The following is a 24,289-nucleotide window of genomic DNA, read 5'->3' on the forward strand; positions in this document are numbered from 1 at the left end:
GCACCATGTAACGTTTGAGCGGGCGGGTGGCCGCGAATAGCGTTGCGGGCGACCATCCGGGCGTTGCAGAATGTAGCGGTCGCTATTGCAACGAGTAACGTTATGGGGCGCAGTCTGCGCAGCAAGGTCCGCTGGGTGTATGCCGGAGTGGTTGTGTTGGTGCTGGCTCTGGTGCTCGCGCAGTACATCGCGCTTTCGACCATCGAGACGCGGCTGCAACAGGGGGACGTGGTAGCCGAGCTGTTGCAGGACAGTCTCGAGATGCGCCGCTTCGAGAAGAAGTTCTATGGCTCCGGGGAGCATGGGGACCTGGCTGCGGCGCGGGACCATGCCGAGGCGGCGCTGGAACGGGTGCGCGAGAACGAGGCGGCGCTGGCGCAGCATGCACGCCCCGGCGAGCTCGACGAGTTGCAGGCCGTTCTGGAGCTGTATCGCACGGGGCTGGGCCGGTATCCCGGGCTGGCGGGTGAGCAGCGCGAGCTGCTGGTCGAGTCCATTCGCAACGCCGGCGGCGAGGCCTCGGCGCTGACCAAGGTGCTGAGTCAGCGCGAGCGCGAGAACCTGCGCACCGGGGTTCAGGTATCACGTACGGAATTGCTGCTGGCGACGAGTATCGTGCTGGTGCTGGTCCTTCTGGGCGGCTGGTGGCTGGCGCGGCGGATCCTCGCCCCGCTGCGCTCGGTAGAGGACCAGCTGCGGGCGATCGGGGCGGGGTCGCGCAGGCGTCTGACCGCGCCCAACCAGGATCGTGAACTGGTGTCCTTTACCCACGCCTTCAATGCGATGCTGGACGAGCTGGATGCGCGGAGCCAGGATCTGCGCCGTTCCGAGCGGCTGGCGGCCCTGGGGGTGCTGGTATCGGGTGTGGCCCACGAGTTGAACAACCCCTTGGGCAATATCTCCACGGCACTGCAGCTGGTCGCGGAGGAAGGGCGGGGCGGTGATCCGGCCTTGCTGGAAGAGTGGCTGCAGCAGGCCGAGGGCGAGACGGCGCGGGCGCAGAACATCGTGCGCGGACTGCTCATGTATTCGCGCCAGCAGCCTCGGAGCCCCAAACGGGAGGAGTGCCGCTCGCTGAAGACCATCCTGGACGGGGCACTCGATCTGATCCGTGCCACGCTCCCTGCGGATCAGGTGACCATGCGAGTGGATGATGCCCTCCAGGTCACCGTGGACCCCGAGCGGTTGCAGCAGGTGTTCGTGAACCTGTTACGCAATGCCTTCGAGGCAGGGGGCGACGACGTAGAAGTCCGCATTGAGGCCCAGCGGGGCCGCCTGGCGGACCTGAGGCCGGGTCCCGGTGGGCATGTGGTCGGCGATCTTGTGGTGCACGGCCAGGATTTGAGCCCGGTCGTGCGGATTTCGATCGACGACGACGGGCCGGGGATTCCGGACGCGGCGCTGGATCACGTATTCGAGCCGTTTTACCGCGGACGGGACGAGGGGAGCGGTTCGGGCCTGGGCCTGTTCGTGGCCCAGGAAATCATCCAGGACCACGGAGGGGCAATCGGCGTCAGTCGCTGCCCGATGGGCGGGACGCGGTTCCAGGTCTGGCTGCCCTGCGAATGCGGGGACCGCGCATGAGTCGCGAGGACAACGGTCATCGGGCGTCTCCGGCCGGCGAAATGCGGGAGGCGCGCCTGCTGGTGATTGACGACGAGCCGATTGCCTGCCGCCAGCTGGAGCAGGTCTTTCGGCATTCCCCGTATTCTGTGACGACCTGCGAGGAGGGAGCGACGGGTTTGCGCGCACTGGAGCAGGAGCGTTTTGACGCCGTCCTGACCGACCTGCGCATGGCCGGGGTGGACGGTATGGAGATCCTGCGCCGGGCGCGCGAGCTGGATCCGGACCTGGCGGTGATCATGATCACCGGGCACGCCACCCTGGACTCCGCGGTGGAGGCGATGAAGGCCGGGGCCTTCCACTACATTGCCAAGCCGTTTCGTATCGACGAGGTGCGCGAGGTCGTGGCCAAGGCGGTGGAATTCACCCGCCTGCGGCGCGACAACCGCACCCTGCGCGATCAAGTGGAGCAGGGCGGGCGCAAGGCGACCCTGGTGGCACAGGACACGGCCATGCAGCGGCTGCTGGAGACCGCGCGCCAGATTGCGCCCACCGACTGCAACGTCGTGCTGACTGGCGAGAGCGGGACGGGCAAGGAGTTGCTGGCGCGCTACATCCATAACCACAGCGCGCGGGCCGAGGGGCCGTTCCTCGCGGTGAACTGCGGGGCACTGCAGGACGAACTGCTGGCCAGCGAGCTGTTCGGCCACGAGAAGGGCGCGTTCACCGGGGCCACCCAGCAGAAGAAGGGCCTGTTCGAGACCGCGGCGGGGGGCACACTGTTCCTCGACGAGGTCGCGGAAACCAGTCCGGCGATGCAGGTGAACCTGTTGCGGGTCCTGCAGGAACGCGAAGTGCTGCGGGTCGGCGGGCGGACGCCGATCCCGGTGGATGTGCGAGTGATCGCCGCCAGCAACCGGCGCCTGGATCGTGCGGTGGATCGTGGCGAGATGCGCGAGGACCTGTATTTCCGTCTGAACGTGGTGAACCTGCTGCTGCCACCGCTACGCGATCGGCGCGACGATATCCCGCTGCTGGCCTACTATTTCCTCAAGCGCCACTCCCTGTCGATGGGCAAGCGCATCGACGACATCGAGCCGGAGGCGCTGGAGCGTCTGGTCGAACACGACTACCCCGGCAACGTCCGCGAGCTGTCCAACATTATCGAACGCGGGGTGGCACTGGCACGTACGGCGAATCTGACCCTGGCCGATCTGCCGCGCGCCCTGCGCGAGACCCGCGCCCGCGTAGTGCACGAGGACGCGGCCCCGCTGCGGACGCTGGAGGAGCAGGAGGTGTTGCAGATCCGTCAGGCCCTGGAGCAGACCGGAGGCAACCGCACCCGGGCTGCGCGGCTGCTGGGCATTGACCGCGTCTCGCTGTGGCGCAAGATCAAGCGGCTGGGCATCGAGTAGCCGAGGCGGCGTGACGTCAGTCTGCGACCGGTTCCAGCAGCAGCGCCGCGAGCGGCGGGAGGTGCAGATAGAGCGTGGCCGGATGGCCGTGACGTTCGATCGGCTCGGCGTAGGCCTCTGCCGGGCCACGTGAGCCTCCACCGTAGACTTCCGCATCCGTGTTCAGGGTGACCCGCCAGCGCCCGGCATGCGGTGCGGGTACCGGATAGGCCGCGCGTTCCATGGGCGTCAGGTTCAGCACCACGACCACCTGGCGTCCCTGATGGTCACGGCGGACGAAGCTGATCGTGGAGTGCTCGGCGTCGTCGCAGTCCAGCCAGCCAAAGCCATCGGGTTCGAATTCGCGGGCGTGCAGGGCCGGGTCTTCGCGGTACACCCGGTTCAGGTCACGCACCAGATTCTGCAGGCCCTGGTGCATGGGGTACTGCAGCACGTACCAGTCCAGCTCGCGATCCTCGGACCATTCGGGGCCCTGGCCGAATTCCTGGCCCATGAACAGGAGCTTCTTGCCGGGATAGAGCCACTGCCAGCTGTAGAGCAGGCGCAGGTTGGCGTGCTGCTCCCACTCGTTGCCGGGCATGCGCCCGCGCAGGCTGCGTTTTCCGTGTACCACCTCGTCGTGCGAAAACGGCAGGACGAAGTTCTCGCTGTAGGCGTAGAGCTGGCCGAAGGTGAGCTGGCCGTGGTGGTGAGTGCGGTAGATCGGGTCCATGCCGAAGTAGGTCAGGGTGTCGTGCATCCAGCCCATGTTCCACTTCATGGTGAAGCCCAGCCCGCCCATGGACGGTGGGCGGCTGACACCCGGCCAGGCGGTCGATTCCTCGGCGATCATGGCGACGCCGGGGTGGCTGGTCTGGACGGTCTCGTTCAGGTGACGCAGGAAGTCGATCGCCTCGAGGTTCTCGTTGCCGCCGTGGATGTTGGGCAGCCAGTCCTCGCCCTCGCGGTCATAGTCGCGGTAGAGCATGGAGGCGACGGCGTCCACGCGCAGGCCGTCGAGGTGGAAGTCCTCGACCCAGCACAGCGCGCTGGAGAGCAGGAAGTTGCGGACCTCGGGGCGCGAGTAGTTGAAGATCAGCGTGCCCCAACCCCGGTGTTCTCCAATTCGCGGATCGGCGTGTTCGTACAGCGCCGTGCCGTCGAAGCGCGCCAGCGCGAAGTCGTCGCGCGGGAAGTGGCCGGGGACCCAGTCGAGCAGTACGCCCAGCCCGGCCTGGTGGGCCTGGTCAACCAGGTAGCGAAAGTCGTCGGCGTCGCCGAAGCGCGACGTGGGCGCGAAAAAGCCCGTGCTCTGGTAACCCCAGGAGCCGTCGAACGGGTGTTCGGTGATCGGCAGCAGCTCGAGGTGGGTGAAGCCCATGTCGCGTGCGTAGGGCACCAGGCGCTCGGCCAGTTCGCGGTAGTCGGGCCATGCGCCCTCGGGGCTGCGCTGCCAGGAGCCCAGGTGCACCTCGTAGATGCTCATGGGCCGGTGCTTCCAGGCCTCGGGGTCGCGATTGCGCATCCACTGGTCGTCATGCCAGGTGTAGTCGCTGGCCGGCTGGATACGCGCGGCGGTCTCGGGCCGCATCTGGTAGGCGCGGGCGTACGGGTCGGTCTTCAGGTGGAGGCTGCCATGCTCGCGGTTGCGGATCTCGAACTTGTACAGCGTCTCCGTGGCCAGGCCTGGGATAAAGAGCTCCCATATGCCGCTGCCGGGGTGGACGGTCATCGGGTGGCAGCGGCCGTCCCAGCGGTTGAAGTCGCCGACCACTGCGACGCGCTCGGCGCTGGGCGCCCAGACAGCGAAACGCACGCCCTCGACGCCGTCACGCGTGAGTGGATGGGCACCCAGCATGCGGTGGGCATGCCAGTGGCGCCCCTCGGCGAACAGGTGGCGGTCGAAGTCCGGAAGGTCGGGGGCGAAAGACCAGGGGTCAACGTGGTGTAATGTCTCCGTGCCACCCTCGGGGATCCAATGCAGTGTCGGGTGTTCGGGGAGCTCGTCACCCGCGCCCTGCCACAGAAACAAGCCCGGAAAGCCGGGTGCCGCCATCAGGGGTTGTACCCGGTCGTCAGAAAGCGTGATGGAGGCCTCATTTGCGTGCGGCAGCCAGGCACGGTAGCAGACCGTTTGTTGATCCAGCGCATGGTGTCCCAGGACGCTATGGGGATCATGGAGCCGAGCCTCGGTCAGGCGTGCTAACGGGTCATCGACGGAACGGGTGCATTTGTCGGGGGCTGTTGCCATACTCGGATCCAACTCGCGTTTCAGATGTGGGATGTGGAACGACGGGGTTCGGGTTCAGTGTTTCCCCTAGTACAACACGACTAAGCAAGGAAGGGTGCATGACTCCGCAACCGCAACGCTACGTTAGCCGCCTGACCCGGGAGACCCTGGCCCTGATCCTGGCCGGCGGGCGCGGCTCGCGACTGAAACAACTGACGCTGTGGCGGGCCAAGCCGGCCGTGCCCTTTGGCGGCAAGTTCCGAATTATCGATTTCCCCCTGTCCAACTGCATCAACTCGGGCATCCGTCAGGTGGCGGTGGTGACCCAGTACAAGGCGCACTCGCTGATCCAGCACATGCAGCGCGGCTGGAGCTTCCTGCGCGGGGAATTCGGCGAGTTCATCGAGCTGCTACCGGCGCAACAGCGCATCGAGACCTCCTGGTATGCGGGAACCGCCGATGCGGTCTACCAGAACATCGACATTATCCGGCAGCACAATCCGAGCTACGTACTGATCCTGGCCGGGGACCACATCTACAAGATGGACTACGGCCAGATGATCGCCTTCCACGTGGAGAGCGGCGCGGACATGACCGTGGGCTGCCTGGAGGTAGAGCAAGAGCGCGCCAAGGCCTTCGGGGTGATGGGCGTGGATGCTTCCAGCCGGATTACCTCGTTTGCCGAGAAGCCGGAGGAGCCGGCGCTGATCCCCGGCAGCAAGACCCACTCGCTGGCCTCCATGGGGATCTACGTGATCAATACTGAATTCCTGTTCGAGCAGTTGGTCAAGGATGCCGACGACACCTTCTCCAGCCATGATTTCGGCAAGGACATCATTCCCGGCATCATCGAGCGAAACCAGGTGATGGCCTACCCGTTCCGCGACGAGCAGGGCGTACGCCAGGGCTACTGGCGTGATGTGGGGACCATCGACTCGTACTGGCAGGCCAACCTGGAGCTGATCGGCGTGACCCCGGAACTGAACCTGTACGATTCGGAATGGCCGATCTGGACCTACCAGGAACAGCTGCCGCCGGCCAAGTTCGTGTTTGACGACGAGGACCGGCGCGGCATGGCGATCGACTCCATGGTCTCCGGCGGCTGCATCATTTCCGGCAGTACCGTGCGCCACTCGCTGCTGTTCTCCAACGTGCAGGTGAACGCCTGCGCCACGGTCGAGGACTCGGTGATTCTGCCGAGCGTGACCATTGGCGAAAACTGCGTGATCCGCAATGCGGTGATCGACAAGGGGTGCAAGGTCCCGGACGGGACCGAGATCGGGGTGGACGACGAGGCCGATGCCCGCGACTACTTCGTCTCTCCGGGTGGAGTGCGCGTGGTCACGCCCGAAATGCTGGGCCAGGCCACTCATCATGTCCGCTGAATCCGGCAGTACCACCGCGCTCGCCACCCAGCCGCCGCAGCTCGATGTGGTGTTGTGCTGGCACATGCATCAGCCGCAATACTACGACTCGGGCGCGGGTGAGTACGTGTTGCCGTGGACCTACCTGCACGCATTGAAGGACTACACCGACATGGCCGCGCACCTGGAGGCCTGCCCCCAGGCGCGCGCGGTGGTGAACTTCGCCCCGATCCTGCTGGAGCAGATCGCCGATTACGGCGAGCGGCTGGAGGCCGGTATTGGCGACCGCTCGAGTTTTGGCGATCCGGTGCTGGACCTGTTGCAGATGGACATCGTGCCGGTGGACCCGGTGCAGCGCCGCGAGATCCTGCGGGTGTGCCTGCGGGCGCATGCCCCGCGCATGATCGAGCCGTTTCCGCTGTTCGAGCGCCTGGCGGCCCTGGCGCGCCAGGCGCTGGAGGATCCGGTGCTGTTGGCGCACCTGGATAACCGCTATTTCCAGGATCTGGCGACGTGCTACCACCTGGCCTGGCTGGGCGAAACCGTGCGCCGGGCCTATCCCGAGGTGCAGGGCTGGCTGAAAGTCACGACCGCCTTTAATCGTGATGTCCGGGGCCGGCTGCTGAAGCTGATCCGTGACGAGGTGAAGGCGATCCTGCCACGCTATCGTGAGCTGGCGCAGCAGGGGCGGGTGGAGCTGTCGTTTACCCCGTATGCCCACCCGATCATGCCGTTGCTGCTGGATCTGGATTCCGCTCGCGATGCGATGCCGGATATCGCCCTGCCGCAGGCCCCGGTCTACCCGGATGGCGAGGCCCGCGTGCGCTGGCACATCGAACGTGGGCTGGAGGTGTTCGAGCAGTATTTCGGTTTTCGCCCGCGTGGCTGCTGGCCGTCGGAGGGGGGCATCAGCGAGGCGACCGTGCGCCTGCTGGATGACTACGATATCTGCTGGACGGCCAGTGGGCAGACCGTGCTGGGTAACAGCCTGGCCGCAGCCGGTCAGACGGCCGAATCCAACACCGGATCGGCGGAACAGGAGGGCTGGCTGCACCGCCCGTATCGGTTGGCGGACGCCAAAACCGAGCTGTTTTTCCGTGATGACGGGCTGTCCGATGCCATCGGTTTTCGTTATGCCGACTGGCATGCCGACGACGCAGTCGGCGATTTCGTCCATCACCTGGAGAACATTGCCGCGGTCTCGCCCGAGGGTGGCGTGGTGGCGGTGATCCTGGATGGCGAGAACGCCTGGGAATACTACCCGGACAACGGCTTCCATTTCCTGCGGGCGTTGTATGAGCGCCTGGCGGAAAACCCGCGACTGAACCTGTGCACCTTCTCCGACGTGTGCCAGCGCAGCGGGCCGCGCGCGGATCGCGGCGAGCTGCCGGGCATGGTGGCCGGGTCCTGGGTCTACGGGACCTTCTCCACCTGGATCGGTGATCCCGACAAGAACCTCGGCTGGGACCGCCTGATCGAGGCCTGGACGGCCGTGGATCAGGCAATCGCGCAGCGCCCTGCGCTGGATACGCCGCAGTTGCGCAAGCAGTTGGCGGTGTGCGAGGGCTCGGACTGGTGCTGGTGGTTCGGGGAGTACAACCCGGCCGGGTCGGTCAGCGACTTCGAACAGCTCTACCGCCGTCACCTGGCACGGCTGTACCAGCTGGCGGACCTTGAAGTGCCCGAGTCACTGGGCGAGGTGCTGTCGGTCGGGGGTGGTGATCCCGCCGCTGGCGGCACCATGCGCAAGGGACAGTAGTCCATGGAGGCGGGTGAAGAGCACTGTAATCCGCTGATGCAGCGCCGCCGGGCCGGCATTTTGCTGCATCCGGTCTCACTGCCGGGCCCGGGCCCGGTGGGGACGCTCGGGCAGGAGGCCTTCCGGTTTCTGGACTGGGCGCGGGATGCCGGATTCAGCCTGTGGCAGATCCTGCCGTTGCATCCGCCGCAGGAGGACGGTTCGCCCTACGCCAGTATCTCGGCCTTCGCCGGAGATGTGCGCCTGATCGACCCGCAGCGGTTGGCTGAACGGGCGGGCCTGGATGCGGACGACGAGCCGGTCGGAACGCTGCTGGAACAGGCGCGGGAGCGGCTGGAGCAGGCGGGCGAGGGCTGGGCGCAGGCCTACCAGGCCTTCCTTGATGCCCAGGGTCCGGTCTGGCTGGATGATTTTGCCCGTTTCGTGGTCATCTGCGGCCGCGAGGACGGCCGCCCCTGGTGGGAATGGCCGGCCCCATTGCGCGATCGCGATCCGGCCGCCCTGGCGGCCGTGGAGGCCGAAGCGGGCCAGGCCCTGGAGGCCGTGCGCTTCGCCCAGTTCGTCCTGTTCGACCAGTGGCAGGATGTACGCGAGCATGCACGCAAGCAGGACATCCTGATCCTCGGCGACATGCCGATCTTCGTGGCCCACGACTCGGCCGAGGTCTGGGCCCACCGCGACCTGTTCGACCTCGACGCCACGGGGCATCCGCAGACCGTGGCCGGCGTGCCGCCGGATTACTTCTCCGAGACCGGGCAGCGCTGGGGCAATCCGCATTACCGCTGGGATCGTCTTGCCGAGCGCGGATACGACTGGTGGGTGGAGCGCATGCGCTGGACGCTGGAGACAGTGGATGCCGTGCGCATCGACCACTTCCGCGGCTTCGAGGCGAGCTGGGCAGTGCCGGCGAGCGAGCCGGATGCGACTCAGGGCCACTGGGTGCCGGGGCCGGGTGCCGACTTCTTCGAGCAATTGCAGGCCCGCCTGGGCGCGTTGCCGCTGCTGGCGGAGGACCTGGGGGTGATCACGCCGGAGGTCACCGAACTGCGTCTGCGTTTCGATCTGCCGGGCATGCGCATCCTGCAGTTCGCCTTCGAAGGAGGGGAGGACAACCCCTACCTGCCGGCGAATCACGATGAACTGAGTGCGGTGTATACCGGGACCCATGACAACGACACCACGCTGGGCTGGTTTCGCTCCCTGGAGCCGGCCATGCAGGAGCATGTGATCGGGACACTGGACGAGGGCCCGGCCGAGGAGATGCCCTGGCCGCTGATTCGTGCGGCCTGTCGGTCACCGGCCCAGCTTGCGATCCTGCCGATGCAGGACGCCCTGCACCTGGGATCGGAGGCGCGCATGAACACCCCCGGCACAGTCGGTAACGGCAACTGGAGCTGGCGCTTTGGCTGGAACCAGCTGCCCGATGGACAGACCGAGGCGCTGCGTGCGCTGGCGCAGGAGACGGGTCGCCTCGACTGACGGTCCGGCCCGGACATGAAAAAAGCCCGGTCCCTTTGCAGGGGCCGGGCTTTCTTTGTTACCGGGCTGGTTGCGCGATTAGCGCATCATGCCGCCCTGACCACCCTGTTGCTGCTGCATCTGTTGCTGCATTTGCTGCATGCGCTCGATCACGTCGTCGATATCGGCGTTTTCCTGGCGCATGGCGGCCATCAGGTCTTCACGCAGGGATTCCTGCGCCTGACGAATTTCCTGGTCTTCCGCGACGGCCTGCTGTGCTTCCTGCAGGTTCATCTGCGCCTGCTGCACGTCTTCGGACTGAATGACTTCCTGACGTTGCTCCGCGCTCAGATCGGGGTCGCGCAGCTGCTCTTCGGCGGATTCGAGGGTCTCCAGATCACGGCGCGGCTGGTAGCCGGCGGCCTCCATCTTGTCCAGCACCAGGTTCTCCAGTTCTTCACCCTTCTGTTCCAGCTGGGGGTTGTTCTCGATGGCCTGCTGCTGGGTCTCGGCGAGGGTCTGCTGGAGCTGCTGCATCTCCATCTGCGGGTTGCCGCCCTGGCCACCCTGCATGCCCATGCCGCCCTGACCTTGCCCCTGGCCCATGCCCTGGGCGATGGCGAGTGGGCTGGCCAGCGCGAGCGCGGCGGCGGCAATCAGTCCGGCGAGGGACTGGGAACGAATCTTCATAAAGTTTCTCCTCGTGAATACACGTACATCGTAGTCAATGGCACTTAACCCCAGCTTAACAAGCGTGGCCGGATCATGCGGGCCCGCCCGGGTGCCAGCTCACCCGGTCGCCGACGCGCAGGATCCCGGAATGCGCGACTTCAAGGCAAATCCCGCTGTCGAGACCGAGGGCTCGTGCGAGGTTGTCGCCCACTAACTGGTTGAGATACCCACAGGGCGGGCGTGGCCGTCCGATCTTCAGGACCGCCTCTCCGATCCGAAGAAAGCCACTCTGGCGGGGTATGCGGTACCAGTCGGAGACCACGAGGTTGCGGCGGTGTTCCCCGGGGGCGATCGGGCGGCCGCGGCGCTGTGACGCCCGTTGCAGTTCCGGGGCCGTGATCAGTGTGACCGGGCAGCTCTCGACCGCATGCCAGTGCCCTCGATGGGTGGCGTAGCGATCGCCCCGGAGTCCGCTGCCGGCGATGGCTTCGATGGACTCGATCGTATCCATCGGGTCGCCAGCCGCGGCACAGACGTGGATTGCCTGCAGGTGCGCGACGGGCAGACCGAACCACTCCGGGCGCCAGGCACGCAGTCGGTGGATCATTGCGGGAGGTCTCCTGTGCGGCTGAACAGGGCGATATCGGGGGCAGGCAGGTCCAGTGTGCATCCCAGGCGGGTGGCAATCCACTGGAGTGTGGTCGGGCCGTAGAAGGCGACATGGGTGGGGTCGCGGCGATAGTGCCAGCGACGAAAGCCGGCCGCCGCAGGGGGCCATTCGGTCATCATGGCCAGGACCCCGCCGGGGCGCAGTCCCGCGACCATGGTTCCCAGCGTGTTCAGGGGCGTGTGCAGGTGTTCCAGGACCTCGGTGCAGGTAAGGATGTCCCAGCCGTCGCCGGGCGGATCGGGTTGTGTGGGAGCAAAGGCCGGGTCCCAGAACGCCATCGTGTAGCCCCGGTCTTGGAGCAACCCGGCGAGCACGGGTTGCGGACCGCAACCCCAGTCGAGTCCGTGGGCCGGGGGTGGCCGCGCCTTGACCAATGGTTCGATCAGTCGCTGCAGATGGGCGCGGTAGCCGGGATCATCCGGCCGGTTCTCGTGGGTCTGGTAGTACGCCCTCTCCACCTCGCGGTGGGGCCAGGCGTTGCGTTCCAGCGCGATCACGCCGCAGTGCTGACAGCGGCGATAGTCTCCGGGCGAGGCGTCGCCGATGCCGCGGTGGTGAAACGGCCGGGTGGACTGCCCGCACAACGGACAGGCGTCCGGGGCGGGAACGATCATCGGCGCAGGTACCGGAACCACGAGGCGATGTTCAGCAGACTCATCAGCGACTGCGACAGGTAGGTATAGGCCGCCGCCTTCAGGATGCGTTCGGCATGCGGGTAGTCGGGCGGGTGCAGGTAGTTGCCCTCGCGCAGCATCGGCATGGCACGGCGGAAGCTGGCGTCGAACTCGGTGGGCAGGGTGATGAAGTGGACCAGGGCGGCCAGACCCATGGACAGCACCCCGGCCAGGAAGAACAGGATCCCCGGCGCCGGGTGCCGCGCCAGCAGCGTAATGAACGGAATGGCGACCAGTAGCCAGGCGCCGATTTGCTGGCCGTAGCGCGTCATTCCGACCAGCGTGCTGCGCATGCGCAGTGGCGCATAGCCCTGGGCGTGCTGTACGGCGTGGCCGACCTCGTGGGCGGCCACGGTAATCGCCGTCAGCGAGTGGCCGTCGTGGTTCTCCGGTGACAGGCGCACGGTGCGCGAGGCCGGGTCGTAGTGATCGCCGTCCTTCGTGGTTTCCACCTGGACCTTGTGCAGTCCGTGGCGGTCCAGCAGCTCGCGCGCCAGCTCCGCGCCGGTGCCATCGTAGCGGTCCGCCGGGCGGTGGTATTTCTTCATGGTGTGGCGGACCCACCAGCCCGGTGCCCAGGCAACGAGCAGGAGCAGAGGCACAAGCAGGATCAGGAGACGCATACGCTCATGATCTCCCGAAGCCCGAGGCGTCGGAAAGAGCCAGCGTCTCCCTGGGGCCTTGGGAGCGGGGTCGCCCGCGAAGCCCCTGCCCGGGAGCTGCCGCGGCAGGGGGGATTCGAGTGCGCGCCCCGCTCACGGGCAAGCGCTTCAGTCGTCGGCCTCGTCGTAGTCGCCCTTGTGCTTCGGATTCGGGCGCGCCCGCCGGTCATCCGAGTAGTCGTCGCCATCCTGCTCGTTGGCCGGTTTGTCCTGCAGAAGCCGCAGATTGGCTGCCGGGGCGCCGCCGTCCTTCTCCCGACCGAAGTAGATGGTCTGGTGCGGGAACGGGATCTCGATGCCGGCGGCGTCGAAGTGACGCTTGACCAGGCGGTTGAACGCGCGGCCCAGGCCGAACTGGGTGCCGGGCAGGGCCTTGATGCGGATGCGCACGTTGACCGAGCTGTCCGCCAGCGCGGTGACACCGTGCACCTCCATCTCGTCGAGGATGTTCGGCCCCTGAACCGGATCGGCCTTGAGTTCCTCGAAGGCCTCGCGCAGGCGCACGATGACCTCGTCGATGTCCTCGCGATAGGCGACGCCGTATTCGCCGACGTGATAGCCGTATTCGCGCATGTAATTAGCCACCGCATCCACCGACGAGAATGGGATCAGGTGATAGGTTCCGGAGAGGTCGCGGACGCCCAGCGAGCGGATGGTCAGGCGCTCGACCGTACCGGTGGTGCCGGCCACGGTGACCACATCGCCGACGTTGATTGCGTTCTCCAGCTGAATGAATACGCCGGTGATTACATCCTGCACCAGTTTCTGTGCGCCGAAGCCGACCGCCAGGCCGAGGACACCGGCACCGGCCAGTAGCGGGCCGATGTTCACGCCGATTTCGGCGAGCACGATCATGGTGGTCATCACGATCAGAACGATGGCCATCGCATTGCGGAAGATCGTCAGCAGCGTGGCCTCGCGGGCGGTCGGCTGACCACCCCCGGTATTCGGATTCATGCGGTGCTCGATCCAGCTGGCGAAGACCAGCCAGATGGCCAGAACGCCGAGCAGGATCAATGCTACAGAGATCGCGGTACCCAGTACCGCCATGCCCATATCCGAGGCCAGCCATGTGGTCAGGCTGAATGCACCCCAGGCATCCGCGACCACGGCCAGTACGATCAGCAGGATCACCAGGCGCATCACCTTGAGCGCGTTGGGGATGTAGGAGTTCAGGCGCAGCTCCAGCGACGGAAACTTCTCCCGTGTCTCTTCGGGGACCCGAATCCGGCGGCCGATCAACTGGGTCAGGAGGTTCGCGACGAAGATGCCCACGAAGATGGCGAGCAGCGTCTGTCCGGTCGCCTTGGCCATGAAGGGGAGCGCATCTTCCGGCCGGGTGATGCTGACCACGGCCAGGGCCAGGAAGTAGATCAGGGCGATCCAGTGCCAGAAATTCGCCAGCATCGAGACTAGGATGCGGGTGAAGGTGAACTGGGTCCTGTTCGCCAACGCCATCAGGCGGTCATGCACCCGCGTCCGATTTTGCAGGATGATCACGGCGGCGTAGAGGAAAGCCGTCAGCATCACGATCAGGCCCAGGGAGCGCCCGGCCTCGGACGAGATCTGGTTGTTGGCGATCGGCACCAGCAGCAACAGGCCGTAGCCGATATACCCCACGATGCGGGCCAGCCAGGCGTTCCAGTAGGCCGCTTCGTCCCCGGCCATCGGCAGCAGGCGCAGGCCGTGGTAGCGCGTGGCGAAGATCAGGCGCAGGGCCGCCTTGGTCACCTCGATCAGCAGGAATGCGTTCAGGAACAGCGAATGACGCGTGTTCATCTCGCCGGTATCGCCCAGCACGAACAGCGCCAGGGCATAGCCGGCCAGCCAGGCGAGGATGACGACAAGGAAGTCGATGGCGGCCGCCAGGAACACGGCCGGCAGCGCCCGCATCAGGCGCATGTGCTCCGCGGCATTCAGCGCCCAGCGGTCGAGCGCCGTGAACAGCGGCGCACCCATCCGGCGTAGCACCAGGAACACGGCCACGGTGAACACGATGATGATGGCGAGATCGAGCACGGCCACCCCGAACACGGTTGGCTCGATCGCGCGGACGCGCTCGGCGATGTCCGTGGCGATATCGCTCAGGGCGCGGACCTCGGCCACGGTGCCCTCGGCCAGCGACTGGGTGAGCTGGGCAATCTGGCGCGCCACGGATTCGCTGTCGCCGGTTTCGACCGGGAGGTCATCCGTGGCGGCGTCCTTCGCGCTGGAGCCGTCGCCGGAGCGCAGGGCCTCGAGCAAGTCTTCGCGGGCCTCCTCGTTCTCCAGCGCGTCGATGAGCATCTGGCGCAGATCGCTGCCGGAATCCTGCTGACCGGTGTCCTGTGCGGACGCGGCCCCGAGGGGCAGGATCAGTAGGAGGGCGACAAGCACCAGCAGGCGGGAGAAGTCGATACGCGGCGCGCGCAGGTGGGTCACGGCAAACCTCCATGTCTGGGCGGGACATCCATGCGAGCCCCCGGTACGGTCAGTCAGTCCGAGGCAGTCTAATGGCTGGAAGTTCCGTACCACAATTTCGGTGGCCTGCGCACAGGCTTTATTCCAGCAGCATCGGATCCAGCCAGGCGATGCCGAGCTGGGCCATCTGGCGCTCGACCCAGGCGATCCGGCGATCCAGCTGTGGTCCGGGTTGCACGGGGTTCATGCGGCCAGGGCTGGGCAGGATGGCGGCCAGGCGCGCGGACTGGTGGCGATCCAGCTCGGTGGCGGAGATCCCGAAGTAGTGTTGGGCGGCGTTCTCGATGCCGTAAATGCCGGGGCCCCATTCCGCCAGGTTCAGATAGATCTCGAGGATGCGCCGCTTCGGCCAGAGGGTCTCCATGCCCAGGGTGAATCCGGCCTCCAGCGTCTTGCGCGCCCAGGAGCGGCCGTGCCACAGAAACAGGTTCTTGGCGGTTTGCTGGCTGATGGTGCTGGCGCCGCGCAGGCGTCCGCCGCGAACGTGATCGCCCAGCGCCTGGCGTACCGAGCCCCAGTCGAAGCCGCGGTGGTTGGGGAAGTGCTGGTCCTCGGCCGCGATCACCGCCAGCATCAGATGGCGGGGCAGATCGTCCAGGCGTTGCCAGTCCGGGCGCCGGTTGGAGGCGGTTTGCCAGTCGGTGGCCACCACCATGGCCATGCCGTAGGGCGGGTCGACCCGGGCGAACAGCACCACCAGGGCGAGCATTGCCCCGATCCCCAGCGCCAGGACCAATGCGGCCAGTCCGCCCGTCCAGTAGAGCAACCGGCGGAGCGGGCGGCGCTTGCGGCGCGTGGCCACTACGGTCTCGCCTCTGGGCGGTGGGCGTGCGGATGGATGACTGTCCGGACACGTGGATTCATGGGCTGAAAGGATAACCCCTGCGCTCGCCGGGCGGGATGGGGCGTGCCCTTTCTTCTCTTCTGGAAGCATGCGCGGCGAACTGTTTTGCCGTTTCGTGGCCCAATGGCGAAGGGGTGAGGAGGACGACCCCGGAATTCGCCTTAACAAGCCAACCGTTCGCGAAGGAGAGAGCCATGGACGTATTGCCCTATCGCTATGTCACCCCGAGCGGCGAGGCCGTGTCCTTCGACTTCCGTCTGCACCCCGAGACCGGCTCGGCGGTGCGGGTACAACAGTTGCTGGATCGCTTGACTGACACGCTGGACAGCGAGATCGGCGTGCTGGGCGATACCTGCAATGGCGACGTGCTGCAAGCGCTGGCAATGGCCCTGGCCGTGCGCACGGAGATGATCCCGGCCAACCCCGAGATGACCCAGGATCTGGCGCGTGATGTGGTCGAGCGGGCGCTTAGATCCCTCGATGGTGCCCGGCACCAGCAGACCGGGCCGGTGGGGCATGCCTGAAAACCACCAGGACCAATATTCCGAGGCCCCGGGACGACCGGTGGTGTTCTTCGACGGCGGTTGTCCGCTTTGCCGGCGCGAGATCGGCCACTACCAGCGGCTCGACACTGCGGGTGCGATCGATTGGCGTGATATCCATGCTGATGCCACACCGCTCGACGCCTGGGGGATCACCTGGGATCGTGCGATGCGGCGCATGCATGCCGTAAGCGCCGACGGGCGCATTCGCAGCGGCGCCTGGGCCTTCGTGCTGGTCTGGCGGCACCTGCCATATTACCGCTGGCTTGGCGGTGTGCTGCATCGCCTGCCGCCGATCGTCTGGCTGATGGATCGCGTCTACAACGTGATTGCGCGTTATCGCTGGCGCTCGCGCTGCGACGATGGGGTCTGTCACCCGGACCGCTAAGGAGACGCTGATTTAATCGCACGTCCGCGTTGGTGCCCCCTGTTTTCCGAGACAAGGCGCGTCGTGCAGCGGGTAGTGGTTCTACCGGCAAGCGGCGCAACGCAGGATCGGGGAACAGGGGACACCAACCCCACAAGCCATTGAAAGCAGGGGCTCGGCCGCTTTTGCGTGGGAACTGCGTTGCGGTTCCCTTGTGCAGAATGACTGCACGGCAGTCACCGCGCCTTGTTCGCACGCAAAAGCGACTCGAGCGCGGACGCGCGATTAAATCAGCGTCTCCTTAAGGTGGCCCACGCCAAGCCGCATCTACCGGAGAAGACCTGTGCGGTATGCGGCCGCCCGTTCGCCTGGCGGCGCAAATGGGCCCGGTGCTGGGATGAGGTTCGCTACTGTTCGGACGCCTGCCGGCGTCGCCGTTCGGGGAAGATCGCGTGACGAAGCGCTTTGTCGTTCTGGTGTTCTGGATCGCCGTGCTGGCGGTGCCTCTGCCCCTGGTGGCGGGCGACCTGGCGGCCGAACGCGCGATCGTCGCGCAATTACAGGAGCCCCACCGCATCCTGCTGCTGCGCCATGCCCTGGCGCCCGGCATCGGTGACCCGTCGGGCTTCGATGTCGATGACTGCGCCACGCAGCGCAATCTGTCGGCTGAAGGACGCGCGCAGGCGCGCGTCAGTGGGGAGCGCCTGCGCGCGGCGGGCCTCGAGTCGATCCGGGTGTTCGCGGGTCCGTGGTGCCGCAATGTCGATACCGCGGCGCTCCTGGGGTTCGGTGAGCCCGTTGTGCTGGAGGCAATGGGCTCGGTGTTTCGCACTAATGCCCCGCATCGCGAGCGGCGCATGCAGGCGTGGCGCGAACACCTGGCGGAAGAATACCGGCAGACGGCGGGGCCGGCGGTCTACGTGACCCACCGGGCCAACATCATGGAGCTGAGCGGCCGCAGCCTTGGCGCCGGGGCGATGCTGGTCGTCGAGATCGACGCGCAGGGCAATGCCCGGCCGGTGGATCAATAGCCGCGCGAACCGAAGGCGCCGGGTCGTGTGCAAACCGGCTTACAGACGGATATCCACGCGTTCGGCGCCGGGGGCGTCGATGCCGCGATGGAGCAGCAGGGTGCCGCTGGCGTTCAGCAGTTCGGTGGTGAGCTGACGGAAGCGCACGACCGTCTCGGTCAGGTTCAGGCGGCTCTCCAGCAGGTCGCGCTGGGCCTGGGAGACGGCCAGCGCGGTCCCGGCGCCGACGCGGAAGCGCGTCTGTTCCACCCGCAGGAGTTCTTCCTGCAACTCGACGGTTTCCTTCTGTGCCTGAATTTGTTCGCGGATGCGGGCCGCATCGAACCAGGTGCCGCGCACGTCCTCGATGGCGAGTTGTTCCAGGTTGGCCAGGGTTTCCTGGATCTGCTGGCGGGTCAGCCGGGCCCGGGTGTGTTCGGCCTCGGCGGCGCGGTTGCCGATCGGCATCTCGAAGCGCAGGCCGGCCGCCAGGTCGTAGCCGTCGCCCTGGCGGTCGCGCCAGGTGCGGCTGAAGCTGTCTGCGTAGCCCGACTGGCCCAGGGTCACGAAGAAGTCCAGGCGCGGCAGGAGGCCGTTGCGGGTGCGCACGACCTCCAGTTGGTCGCGCTGGACCCGCAGTCGCGTTTCGTTGAGATCGGCGCGATGGTCGCGGGCCAGCGCCACGTAGGCATTCAGGGGTTCCAGCGTGTAGCGTTCCAGGCCCGGCTCGGAGCTCGCCTCGAGCCGGGTATCCCACAGGCCGCCGTCGCCCTGGAGCAGTCGCGCGAGGCCGTCCTGCGCGCGGGCGCGTTCGGCGCGGGCGTCGATCAGGCCCTGACGCCGCAGCGCCACCTCGGCACGGGCCGACACGGCCTCGGTCTCGGGGCGGTCGCCGGCGGCGATGCGCCGCTCGGTCTGGTCGAGCTGCTCGCGGGCCACGGCCAGGGCCTCCTCGAAGATGGCGATCCGTTCGTCGGCCAGCACCAGATCCCAGTAGCGTCCCTCGACGTCGGTGATCAGCTGTTCGACGAAGCCGCGGACCTCGTACTCCGAGGCCTCCACGTCGAGGCCGGCCTGGCGCAGGCGCACCAGGTTGGACTCGATACGCCCGCCGCGGAGCAGGGCCTGAGTCAGGCTCAGGCCCGCGCGGGTAGTGAACTGGGGTGCCTCCACGCGCGAGCTGGAACTGCGCGAGCTGCGTACGGAGACCGTCAGGTCCGTGCCGGTTGGCAGCGACTGGCTGAGGCCCGCCTCGCCAAAGCGCCGGGTAGTGGTTACTTCATCGGTTTCTCCGATCTGTTCCAGCTGGCGCACGCTCTGGTCGCGGCTAATCTCCAGCTCGGCGAACAGCTCGGGGTCGAACACCGCGCGTTCCTGTGCCTCGAAGGTGCCCTGGATCGCGGTTTGCAGGCGCTCGGCGCGCAGGCCGCGGTTGCCTTCCAGCGCGCGGGCGACGGCCTCCTCCAGGGACAGGGTCTCTTCCGCCACCGCCTCGCGTTCGAACGGCCGGGCGTCCGTCAGTGCCTCCGCGGGCAGGGACAGGCGCAGCCCGTCGGAGGCATCCGGCGCTTCAGAGGCGTGGGCCGGGAGGGCCAGCGCCAGTGCGAGCGCCAGTGCGAGCGCGACGAGGAAGGGCAGGGGAGTTCTAGGCATGATCCGTGGCGACTCGGTAGACGGGTTGCGGGTGCTCGCCCCGGCGGTGGAACAGCAGGTAGAGCGTCGGGATCAGCACCAGGGTGATCAGGGTAGACGAGAGCAGCCCGCCGATCACGACCCGGGCCATCGGGGCCTGGGCCTCGCCGCCGTCGCCCATGCCGATGGCCAGCGGCGACAGCGCCAGGATGGTGGTCAGCGTGGTCATCAGGATCGGGCGCAGGCGCTCGCCCGCGGCGGCCACGATGGCCGCTTGCAGTTCCATGCCGTCTTCGCGGTGGCGCCGCGCCATGCGGTCCACCAGCAGGATCGCGTTGTTCACCACGATCCCGACCAGCAGCAGGATGCCGATCAGCGACTGCACGTTGAGCGTGGTGTCGGTGATCAGCAGCGCGCCGGTTACACCAATGATCGCCAGCGGGATGGAGAACATCACGATCAGCGGATCGCGCAACGACTCGTACAGGCTGGCCATGACCATGTAGACCAGCAACGTCGCGAGCAGGGTGCCCAGGAGCAGTTCGGAGAACGCCGCTTCCTGCTCCTCGATGTCGCCGGTGACCGAGAAGTCGATCTCCTCCGGCAGCGGGATGTCGGCCAGCGCCGCACGCACGTCGGCGGCGACCTCGCCCAGCGAACGGTCGCCGATGTTCACGAACAAGGTGCTGATGCGCGCCTGTTCGCGGCGCTGGATGCTGTCCGGGCCGATCGCCGTATCGAACGTGACCAGGCTGCGCAATGCCACGCGTTCGCCGTCCTCGCTGCGCACGGTCAGGTTGAGGAGGTCGTCCAGCGAGCTCCGGTCGGCGTCGCGAAGCTGGACCCAGATGCGCGTCTCGTCGCCGCCCGCGCGCAGCTGGCCGGCGCCGGAGCCGCCCAGGGCGGTTTCCAGGGTCTGGGCGATGGTGCGCACGTCCACGCCGAGGTCGGCGGCGCGGTCGCGGTGGATGCGGGTGGCGAATTCCGGCTGCCCGCCGTCGGAGCCGACGCGGGTGTCGGTGACGCCGGGGACGTCCGCCAGCGCGCTCTCGAAGCGCTCGATGACGGCGTTCATCGTGGGCAGCTCGAAGCCGCGGACCTCGATGGACAGGCTTTCTTCGTCGGCGCCGCGCCCGAAGCCGCGGAAGAAAATCCCGCTGGAGGCGCGCACGCGGATCTCGACCCCCGGCGGGCTGCCCAGCGCTTCGCGCAGGGCCGCGGCGATCTCGTCGGAGGAGCGGCTGCGGCTGTCGCGCGAGCCGACCATCACACGCATGTTGCCGGAGGCGGGCGAGGAGGCGCGGAACGCCGAGGCGCCGGAGCTGGAGACTAGGTTTTCCAGTTCCGGGACCTCGTCGTGGATGATCGCCTCGAGGCCGGACATGGTGGCGTAGAGCTCTTCCAGGGGGGTGCCGGGCTCCATGGCGACATGCACGCGCAATTCGCCTTCGTCGGTGGCGGGCAGGAATTCCGTGCCCACGCCGCGCAGCCCCGCCAGGGCGATCATCAGCAGCAGGAGGCTGATGCCGATGACCATCCACGGCTGGGCCAGGGTGCGCCGCAGCAGCCCCTGGTAGCGTTGCTCCATGCGCGCGAGGGCACTGGTGTCGCGCTTGGGCATCGGGGCGCGGGCCATCAGCATCGGGACCAGGGTCAGCGCGACGATCAGCGAGCCTGCCAGGGCAAAGGCGACCACCGCCGCCAGCGGCTTGAACAGCTGGCCGGCCAGTTCCTCGGCGAAGAACAGCGGCAGGAAGATCGCCACGGTGGTCAGGGTGCTGGCGACGATGGCGGGTGCGACGCGCCCGGTGCCGCTGATGGCGGCCTCGGCGGCGGTCTGTTCGGCATGTTCCTCGCGCCTTCGGGCAATGCTCTCGATCACCACGATGGCGTTGTCCACCATCAGCCCCACGCCCAGCGCGATCCCCCCGAGTGTCATCAGGTTCAGCGAGTAGCCGCCGAAGTAGACCAGGCCGAAGGTGGCGATCACCGCCAGCGGGATTGCGGTGGCCGCGACCAGCGTGTAGCGGATGTTGCGCAGGAACACGAGCAGCACCAGCACGGCCAGTGCACTGCCGTAGAGGATCGACCGACCGACATTGGTGATGGAGTTGCGGATGAAACCGGCCTCGTCGGTGACCGCACGGATGTCGATCTGGGGGAAGTCGCGGTTCAGGCGCACCAGTTCGGCGTGGACCGCCTCGGAGACCTCGACGGTGTTGGCGTCGGCCAGCTTGCGCACGGCGAGCTGCACGCCTTCCTCCTGGTTGACCCGGAACCGGCGGGTAACGCGCTGGTGGGTGTCGCGCACGTCGGCCACCTGGTGCAGGTAGGTCACACCGTCCTCGCTGCGTTGCACAATGGTATCGCGGACCTCGTCCACCGAGCGGAACTCGGCCGGCGTGCGCAGGCGGTATTCGCGGCGCCCGTCCATGATCGGGCCGCCGGGGGTGATCACGTTGGCGTCGCGGATGCGGTTGCGCAGGTCGTCCAGGCCGAGGTCAATGGCCTCGATGCGCTCCGGGTCCACCTCCACGCGGACCTCGCGCTCCAGGCCGCCGAAGGTATCTACAGCTGCCACGCCGGGGATGCGTTCCAGACGCGGGGCGATACGGTTGTCGATCAGGGTGCGCAGGTGGATGGCGTCCAGTTGCGAGCCGATGCCCAGACGCATGATGGGCGAGTCCTGGGTGTCGAACTGGCGCACCAGCGGGCGATCGGCGTCATCGGGCAGGCGGTCCTCGATACGCGCCAGGCGATCGCGCAGGTCGTCCACCGCCTGGCGGATGTCCGTGCCCCAGGCAAAGTTGATGCGGACGTTGCTGTTGCCCTCGGCGGAGGTCGAGCGGATCTCCTGGGCACCGGTAATGGCGGCCGCGGCCTGCTCCACCTGGCGCGTGACGAGTTGTTCGACTTCCTCGGCCCCGGCATTGGGGTAGGACGTCATCACCGTGACCACCGGGTAGGTGATATTCGGCAGCAGATCCACCGGCAGGCGGGTCAGCGCGGTCAGGCCGAGGATCACCACGATCAGGGCCACCATGCTGGTCAGCACGGGGCGGTGGACCGTTACGCGGGCCGGATTCACGGGGTGTCCGACTCGGGTGTGTCGTCTCCACCCGGCACGTTGCGCGGGTCGGTCAGGCGCAGCGGGGTGCCGTCCGCGAGCAGGTGCTGGCCGAGCACGACGACCTCGGTGCCTTCCGGCAGCTCGGGTTCCAGCAGTTCGACCCAGTCGCCGTCACGCACGCCGGTAACCGCCTGATGGCGGCGGGCCTGCGGGCGCTCGCCGCTGCGGTCCACGCTGAACAGGGTCGGGCCGACCTCGCGCTGGATGATCGCGTCGCGTGGGATCGCGAGGACGGCGTTGCGTTCCCCGAGGGTAATGGCGGCCTCCACGAACATGCCCGGGCGCAGCTGGTCGCGTTCGTTGGGGATCTCCACCTCGACCCGCGCCTGACGCGAACCGGGCCGGAATTCCGGGGCGATGCGGGCGATGGTGCCGGCAAAGCCGGCGTCCGGATAGGCGGCGGTGTAGACCTGTGCCCCCTGGCTCGGCGACAGCCGGCCGTAGTCGGCCTCGGTCACGGCCAGGATGGCGCGCACCGGCTGCAGCCGGACCAGCGCCAGTGCGGTGTCGTTGGCGCTGATGACCGTGCCGGGATCCACGTGGCGTTCGGCGACCCAGCGGGTGCTGTCGGCCGTACCCGCCTCGATGCGGGTGTAGCTCAACTGGATCTCGCGGGTGCGCAGCGCGGAGCGCCGCTGGCGGATCTGCGATTCGGCCAGGGTGACGCGCGTCTGTGCCAGGGCGAGTTCGGTTTCCGCGGCCTCCAGCTCCGAGCGCGACGCGATCCCCTGGTCGCGCAGCTCGCGGGTGCGCTGCAGTTCGCGCCGGGTGGCATCGCGGCTGGCCAGGGCCTCGGCCAGGCTGGCCTCGGCGACTTCCAGCTCCGCCGCGGCCTGGGCCACGTCCTGCTCGAATTCCTCGGTATCCAGCTGCAGCAGCGGATCACCGGGCTCCACGCGGTCGCCCAGATTGACGAATACCTCGGCGACCCGCCCGCCCACGCGGGGGGTGATCTCGATCCGGTCGGCGCCCTCGATGCTGCCGGTGAAACGCCGCCGTTCGACCAGGTCGCGGGTCTCGATGCCGGCGATGGCGACCGCGACCGGGCGGGTCTCGCCACCGCCCGGACGACCGGAAGGGGCCGCGTCGTCTTCCGGGCCCAGCAGCATCCAGGCGAGGATGCCAGCGGCCAGGAGAAACAGGATCGCGGTGATCAGTGTGGAGGGGCGGGGCATTGCGACTCGCTTGCGTGCGGGGTGGCCAGGTTAGAGTGTCGCGTGGTTCACTGAATCGTGCATGAATTCCGTTCGGAATTCGGCGCCGATTCGATGAAGCCCGGACTAGGACCCCCGAGTACAAGGAGAATTCCGTGACGACATCCGATTCGGCCCGTCCCTCGCGCCCGCGGCGGCGCTCCTTTGCCACGGACATGCTGGGCCTGCTGGCCTGGATGGTGTTGGTCTTCGCTGTGGCGGGATTGGGTGGCTGGGCGACCAGCCTGTCGGTGGGCGACTGGTATCCGACGCTGACGCGCCCGCCGCTGAACCCGCCGGACGCGGTATTCGGCCCGGTCTGGTCCGTGCTGTTCGGCCTGATGGGTCTCGCCGCCTGGCATGTCTGGCGGCGCGTCGGCCTGACCGGCGCCCCGATGGCGCTGGGGCTGTTCCTGGCCCAGCTCGCGCTGAATCTCGGCTGGTCGGTGCTGTTCTTCGGCGTGCAACGCCCGGATCTGGCGCTCGCCGAGATCCTGATCCTGTGGCCGCTGATCCTGGCCACCCTGATCGCTTTCTGGCGGATCGATCGTGTTGCCGGCGCGCTGCTGGTGCCGTACCTGTTGTGGGTCGCCTTCGCCATCTACCTCAACGCGGGGATCGTCTGGCTCAACTGACGAGCCGGGTCTTCAGCGGTTGGGCGTCAT

General features: G+C 67.4%; 20 protein-coding genes. 10 read left to right on the forward strand and 10 right to left on the reverse strand.

Features of this window, described 5'->3' with window-relative positions; all coding sequences use genetic code 11:
* Window positions 1-102 precede the first annotated feature (102 nt).
* Window positions 103-1,584, forward strand: a complete 1,482-nt coding sequence (locus TVD_RS05355) for a sensor histidine kinase (RefSeq protein ID WP_047251003.1) — start codon at window positions 103-105, stop codon at window positions 1,582-1,584.
* Complete coding sequence (locus TVD_RS05360) at window positions 1,581-2,978, forward strand: sigma-54-dependent transcriptional regulator (protein ID WP_082119141.1); 1,398 nt, start codon at window positions 1,581-1,583, stop codon at window positions 2,976-2,978. The genes TVD_RS05355 and TVD_RS05360 overlap by 4 nt, the downstream gene beginning before the upstream one ends.
* Before the next feature lie 16 nt (window positions 2,979-2,994).
* On the opposite strand, the gene glgB is transcribed toward TVD_RS05360, so the two are convergent.
* The gene (gene glgB, locus TVD_RS05365) at window positions 2,995-5,208 is read right to left on the reverse strand and encodes a 1,4-alpha-glucan branching protein GlgB (RefSeq protein ID WP_082119087.1); all 2,214 of its coding nucleotides are present in this window, start codon (window positions 5,206-5,208) and stop codon (window positions 2,995-2,997) included.
* A gap of 98 nt (window positions 5,209-5,306) precedes the next feature.
* Between glgB and glgC the strand changes: the two genes are divergently transcribed.
* The 3 genes from glgC to malQ are packed head-to-tail and all read left to right on the forward strand — an operon-like array spanning window position 5,307 to window position 9,789.
* On the forward strand, window positions 5,307-6,572 hold the full coding sequence (glgC, locus tag TVD_RS05370) for a glucose-1-phosphate adenylyltransferase (protein WP_047251005.1): 1,266 nt from the start codon (window positions 5,307-5,309) through the stop codon (window positions 6,570-6,572).
* A complete protein-coding gene (locus TVD_RS05375; RefSeq protein WP_019563498.1) occupies window positions 6,562-8,310 on the forward strand; it encodes a glycoside hydrolase family 57 protein in 1,749 nt (582 codons plus the stop codon). The genes glgC and TVD_RS05375 overlap by 11 nt, the downstream gene beginning before the upstream one ends.
* 3 nt (window positions 8,311-8,313) lie before the next feature.
* Window positions 8,314-9,789 (forward strand): 4-alpha-glucanotransferase, encoded by a 1,476-nt coding sequence (gene malQ, locus TVD_RS05380; RefSeq protein WP_018937769.1) that lies wholly within the window; start codon window positions 8,314-8,316, stop codon window positions 9,787-9,789.
* A gap of 78 nt (window positions 9,790-9,867) precedes the next feature.
* Here the strand turns inward: malQ and TVD_RS05385 are convergent, their stop codons facing one another.
* From TVD_RS05385 to mtgA, 6 genes are all read right to left on the reverse strand, one after another.
* Window positions 9,868-10,458 (reverse strand): hypothetical protein, encoded by a 591-nt coding sequence (locus TVD_RS05385; RefSeq protein ID WP_018169586.1) that lies wholly within the window; start codon window positions 10,456-10,458, stop codon window positions 9,868-9,870.
* Between the two features lie 73 nt (window positions 10,459-10,531).
* Window positions 10,532-11,047 carry an MOSC domain-containing protein gene (locus tag TVD_RS05390; RefSeq protein ID WP_019563499.1) on the reverse strand — a complete coding sequence of 172 codons (516 nt, stop codon included), beginning with the start codon at window positions 11,045-11,047 and terminating at the stop codon, window positions 10,532-10,534.
* A complete protein-coding gene (locus TVD_RS05395; RefSeq protein ID WP_019563500.1) occupies window positions 11,044-11,694 on the reverse strand; it encodes a class I SAM-dependent methyltransferase in 651 nt (216 codons plus the stop codon). The genes TVD_RS05390 and TVD_RS05395 overlap by 4 nt, the downstream gene beginning before the upstream one ends.
* 26 nt (window positions 11,695-11,720) lie before the next feature.
* Window positions 11,721-12,407, reverse strand: coding sequence for a zinc metallopeptidase (locus TVD_RS05400; RefSeq protein ID WP_047251006.1), 687 nt, complete (start codon window positions 12,405-12,407; stop codon window positions 11,721-11,723).
* A 147-nt stretch (window positions 12,408-12,554) separates the two neighbouring features.
* Window positions 12,555-14,867: a mechanosensitive ion channel domain-containing protein gene (locus tag TVD_RS05405; RefSeq protein WP_047251007.1), complete on the reverse strand. Its 2,313-nt coding sequence runs from the start codon at window positions 14,865-14,867 to the stop codon at window positions 12,555-12,557.
* 118 nt (window positions 14,868-14,985) lie between these two features.
* A complete protein-coding gene (gene mtgA, locus TVD_RS05410; RefSeq protein WP_047251008.1) occupies window positions 14,986-15,708 on the reverse strand; it encodes a monofunctional biosynthetic peptidoglycan transglycosylase in 723 nt (240 codons plus the stop codon).
* Between the two features lie 236 nt (window positions 15,709-15,944).
* On the opposite strand from mtgA, the gene TVD_RS05415 reads away from it, so the two are divergent.
* From TVD_RS05415 to TVD_RS05425, 4 genes are all read left to right on the forward strand, one after another.
* On the forward strand, window positions 15,945-16,274 hold the full coding sequence (locus tag TVD_RS05415; protein WP_018650250.1) for a hypothetical protein: 330 nt from the start codon (window positions 15,945-15,947) through the stop codon (window positions 16,272-16,274).
* Window positions 16,267-16,680: a thiol-disulfide oxidoreductase DCC family protein gene (locus tag TVD_RS05420; protein ID WP_047251009.1), complete on the forward strand. Its 414-nt coding sequence runs from the start codon at window positions 16,267-16,269 to the stop codon at window positions 16,678-16,680. The genes TVD_RS05415 and TVD_RS05420 overlap by 8 nt, the downstream gene beginning before the upstream one ends.
* Before the next feature lie 285 nt (window positions 16,681-16,965).
* On the forward strand, window positions 16,966-17,115 hold the full coding sequence (locus TVD_RS14075; RefSeq protein WP_081620877.1) for a DUF2256 domain-containing protein: 150 nt from the start codon (window positions 16,966-16,968) through the stop codon (window positions 17,113-17,115).
* Window positions 17,112-17,690 carry a histidine phosphatase family protein gene (locus TVD_RS05425; protein WP_047251010.1) on the forward strand — a complete coding sequence of 193 codons (579 nt, stop codon included), beginning with the start codon at window positions 17,112-17,114 and terminating at the stop codon, window positions 17,688-17,690. Before TVD_RS14075 ends, TVD_RS05425 begins: the two co-directional genes overlap by 4 nt.
* Window positions 17,691-17,729: 39 nt before the next feature.
* On the opposite strand, the gene TVD_RS05430 is transcribed toward TVD_RS05425, so the two are convergent.
* From TVD_RS05430 to TVD_RS05440, 3 genes are read right to left on the reverse strand one after another with little or no spacing between them, the layout of a single operon-like run.
* Entirely contained in the window at window positions 17,730-19,322 is a 1,593-nt protein-coding gene (locus TVD_RS05430; RefSeq protein WP_047251011.1) for a TolC family protein, read from the reverse strand.
* A complete protein-coding gene (locus TVD_RS05435) occupies window positions 19,315-22,389 on the reverse strand; it encodes an efflux RND transporter permease subunit (RefSeq protein ID WP_047251012.1) in 3,075 nt (1,024 codons plus the stop codon). The genes TVD_RS05430 and TVD_RS05435 overlap by 8 nt, the downstream gene beginning before the upstream one ends.
* On the reverse strand, window positions 22,386-23,606 hold the full coding sequence (locus TVD_RS05440; protein ID WP_047251013.1) for an efflux RND transporter periplasmic adaptor subunit: 1,221 nt from the start codon (window positions 23,604-23,606) through the stop codon (window positions 22,386-22,388). Before TVD_RS05440 ends, TVD_RS05435 begins: the two co-directional genes overlap by 4 nt.
* Window positions 23,607-23,800: 194 nt before the next feature.
* On the opposite strand from TVD_RS05440, the gene TVD_RS05445 reads away from it, so the two are divergent.
* A complete protein-coding gene (locus TVD_RS05445) occupies window positions 23,801-24,259 on the forward strand; it encodes a TspO/MBR family protein (RefSeq protein WP_038084862.1) in 459 nt (152 codons plus the stop codon).
* The last annotated feature ends 30 nt before the right edge of the window (window positions 24,260-24,289 follow it).

Source organism: Thioalkalivibrio versutus (genome assembly GCF_001020955.1).
Lineage (GTDB): Bacteria > Pseudomonadota > Gammaproteobacteria > Ectothiorhodospirales > Ectothiorhodospiraceae > Thioalkalivibrio > Thioalkalivibrio versutus.

What these genes read in the sequence shown, in the direction of transcription:
- TVD_RS05355 (WP_047251003.1), top strand. Translation starts at nt 103, where the DNA reads ATGGGGCGCAGTCTGCGCAGCAAGGTCCGCTGGGTGTATGCCGGAGTG.
- TVD_RS05360 (WP_082119141.1), top strand. Translation starts at nt 1,581, where the DNA reads ATGAGTCGCGAGGACAACGGTCATCGGGCGTCTCCGGCCGGCGAAATG.
- glgB (WP_082119087.1), bottom strand. Translation starts at nt 5,208, where the DNA reads ATGGCAACAGCCCCCGACAAATGCACCCGTTCCGTCGATGACCCGTTA.
- glgC (WP_047251005.1), top strand. Translation starts at nt 5,307, where the DNA reads ATGACTCCGCAACCGCAACGCTACGTTAGCCGCCTGACCCGGGAGACC.
- TVD_RS05375 (WP_019563498.1), top strand. Translation starts at nt 6,562, where the DNA reads ATGTCCGCTGAATCCGGCAGTACCACCGCGCTCGCCACCCAGCCGCCG.
- malQ (WP_018937769.1), top strand. Translation starts at nt 8,314, where the DNA reads ATGGAGGCGGGTGAAGAGCACTGTAATCCGCTGATGCAGCGCCGCCGG.
- TVD_RS05385 (WP_018169586.1), bottom strand. Translation starts at nt 10,458, where the DNA reads ATGAAGATTCGTTCCCAGTCCCTCGCCGGACTGATTGCCGCCGCCGCG.
- TVD_RS05390 (WP_019563499.1), bottom strand. Translation starts at nt 11,047, where the DNA reads ATGATCCACCGACTGCGTGCCTGGCGCCCGGAGTGGTTCGGTCTGCCC.
- TVD_RS05400 (WP_047251006.1), bottom strand. Translation starts at nt 12,407, where the DNA reads ATGCGTCTCCTGATCCTGCTTGTGCCTCTGCTCCTGCTCGTTGCCTGG.
- TVD_RS05415 (WP_018650250.1), top strand. Translation starts at nt 15,945, where the DNA reads ATGGACGTATTGCCCTATCGCTATGTCACCCCGAGCGGCGAGGCCGTG.
- TVD_RS05420 (WP_047251009.1), top strand. Translation starts at nt 16,267, where the DNA reads ATGCCTGAAAACCACCAGGACCAATATTCCGAGGCCCCGGGACGACCG.
- TVD_RS05430 (WP_047251011.1), bottom strand. Translation starts at nt 19,322, where the DNA reads ATGCCTAGAACTCCCCTGCCCTTCCTCGTCGCGCTCGCACTGGCGCTC.
- TVD_RS05440 (WP_047251013.1), bottom strand. Translation starts at nt 23,606, where the DNA reads ATGCCCCGCCCCTCCACACTGATCACCGCGATCCTGTTTCTCCTGGCC.
- TVD_RS05445 (WP_038084862.1), top strand. Translation starts at nt 23,801, where the DNA reads ATGCTGGGCCTGCTGGCCTGGATGGTGTTGGTCTTCGCTGTGGCGGGA.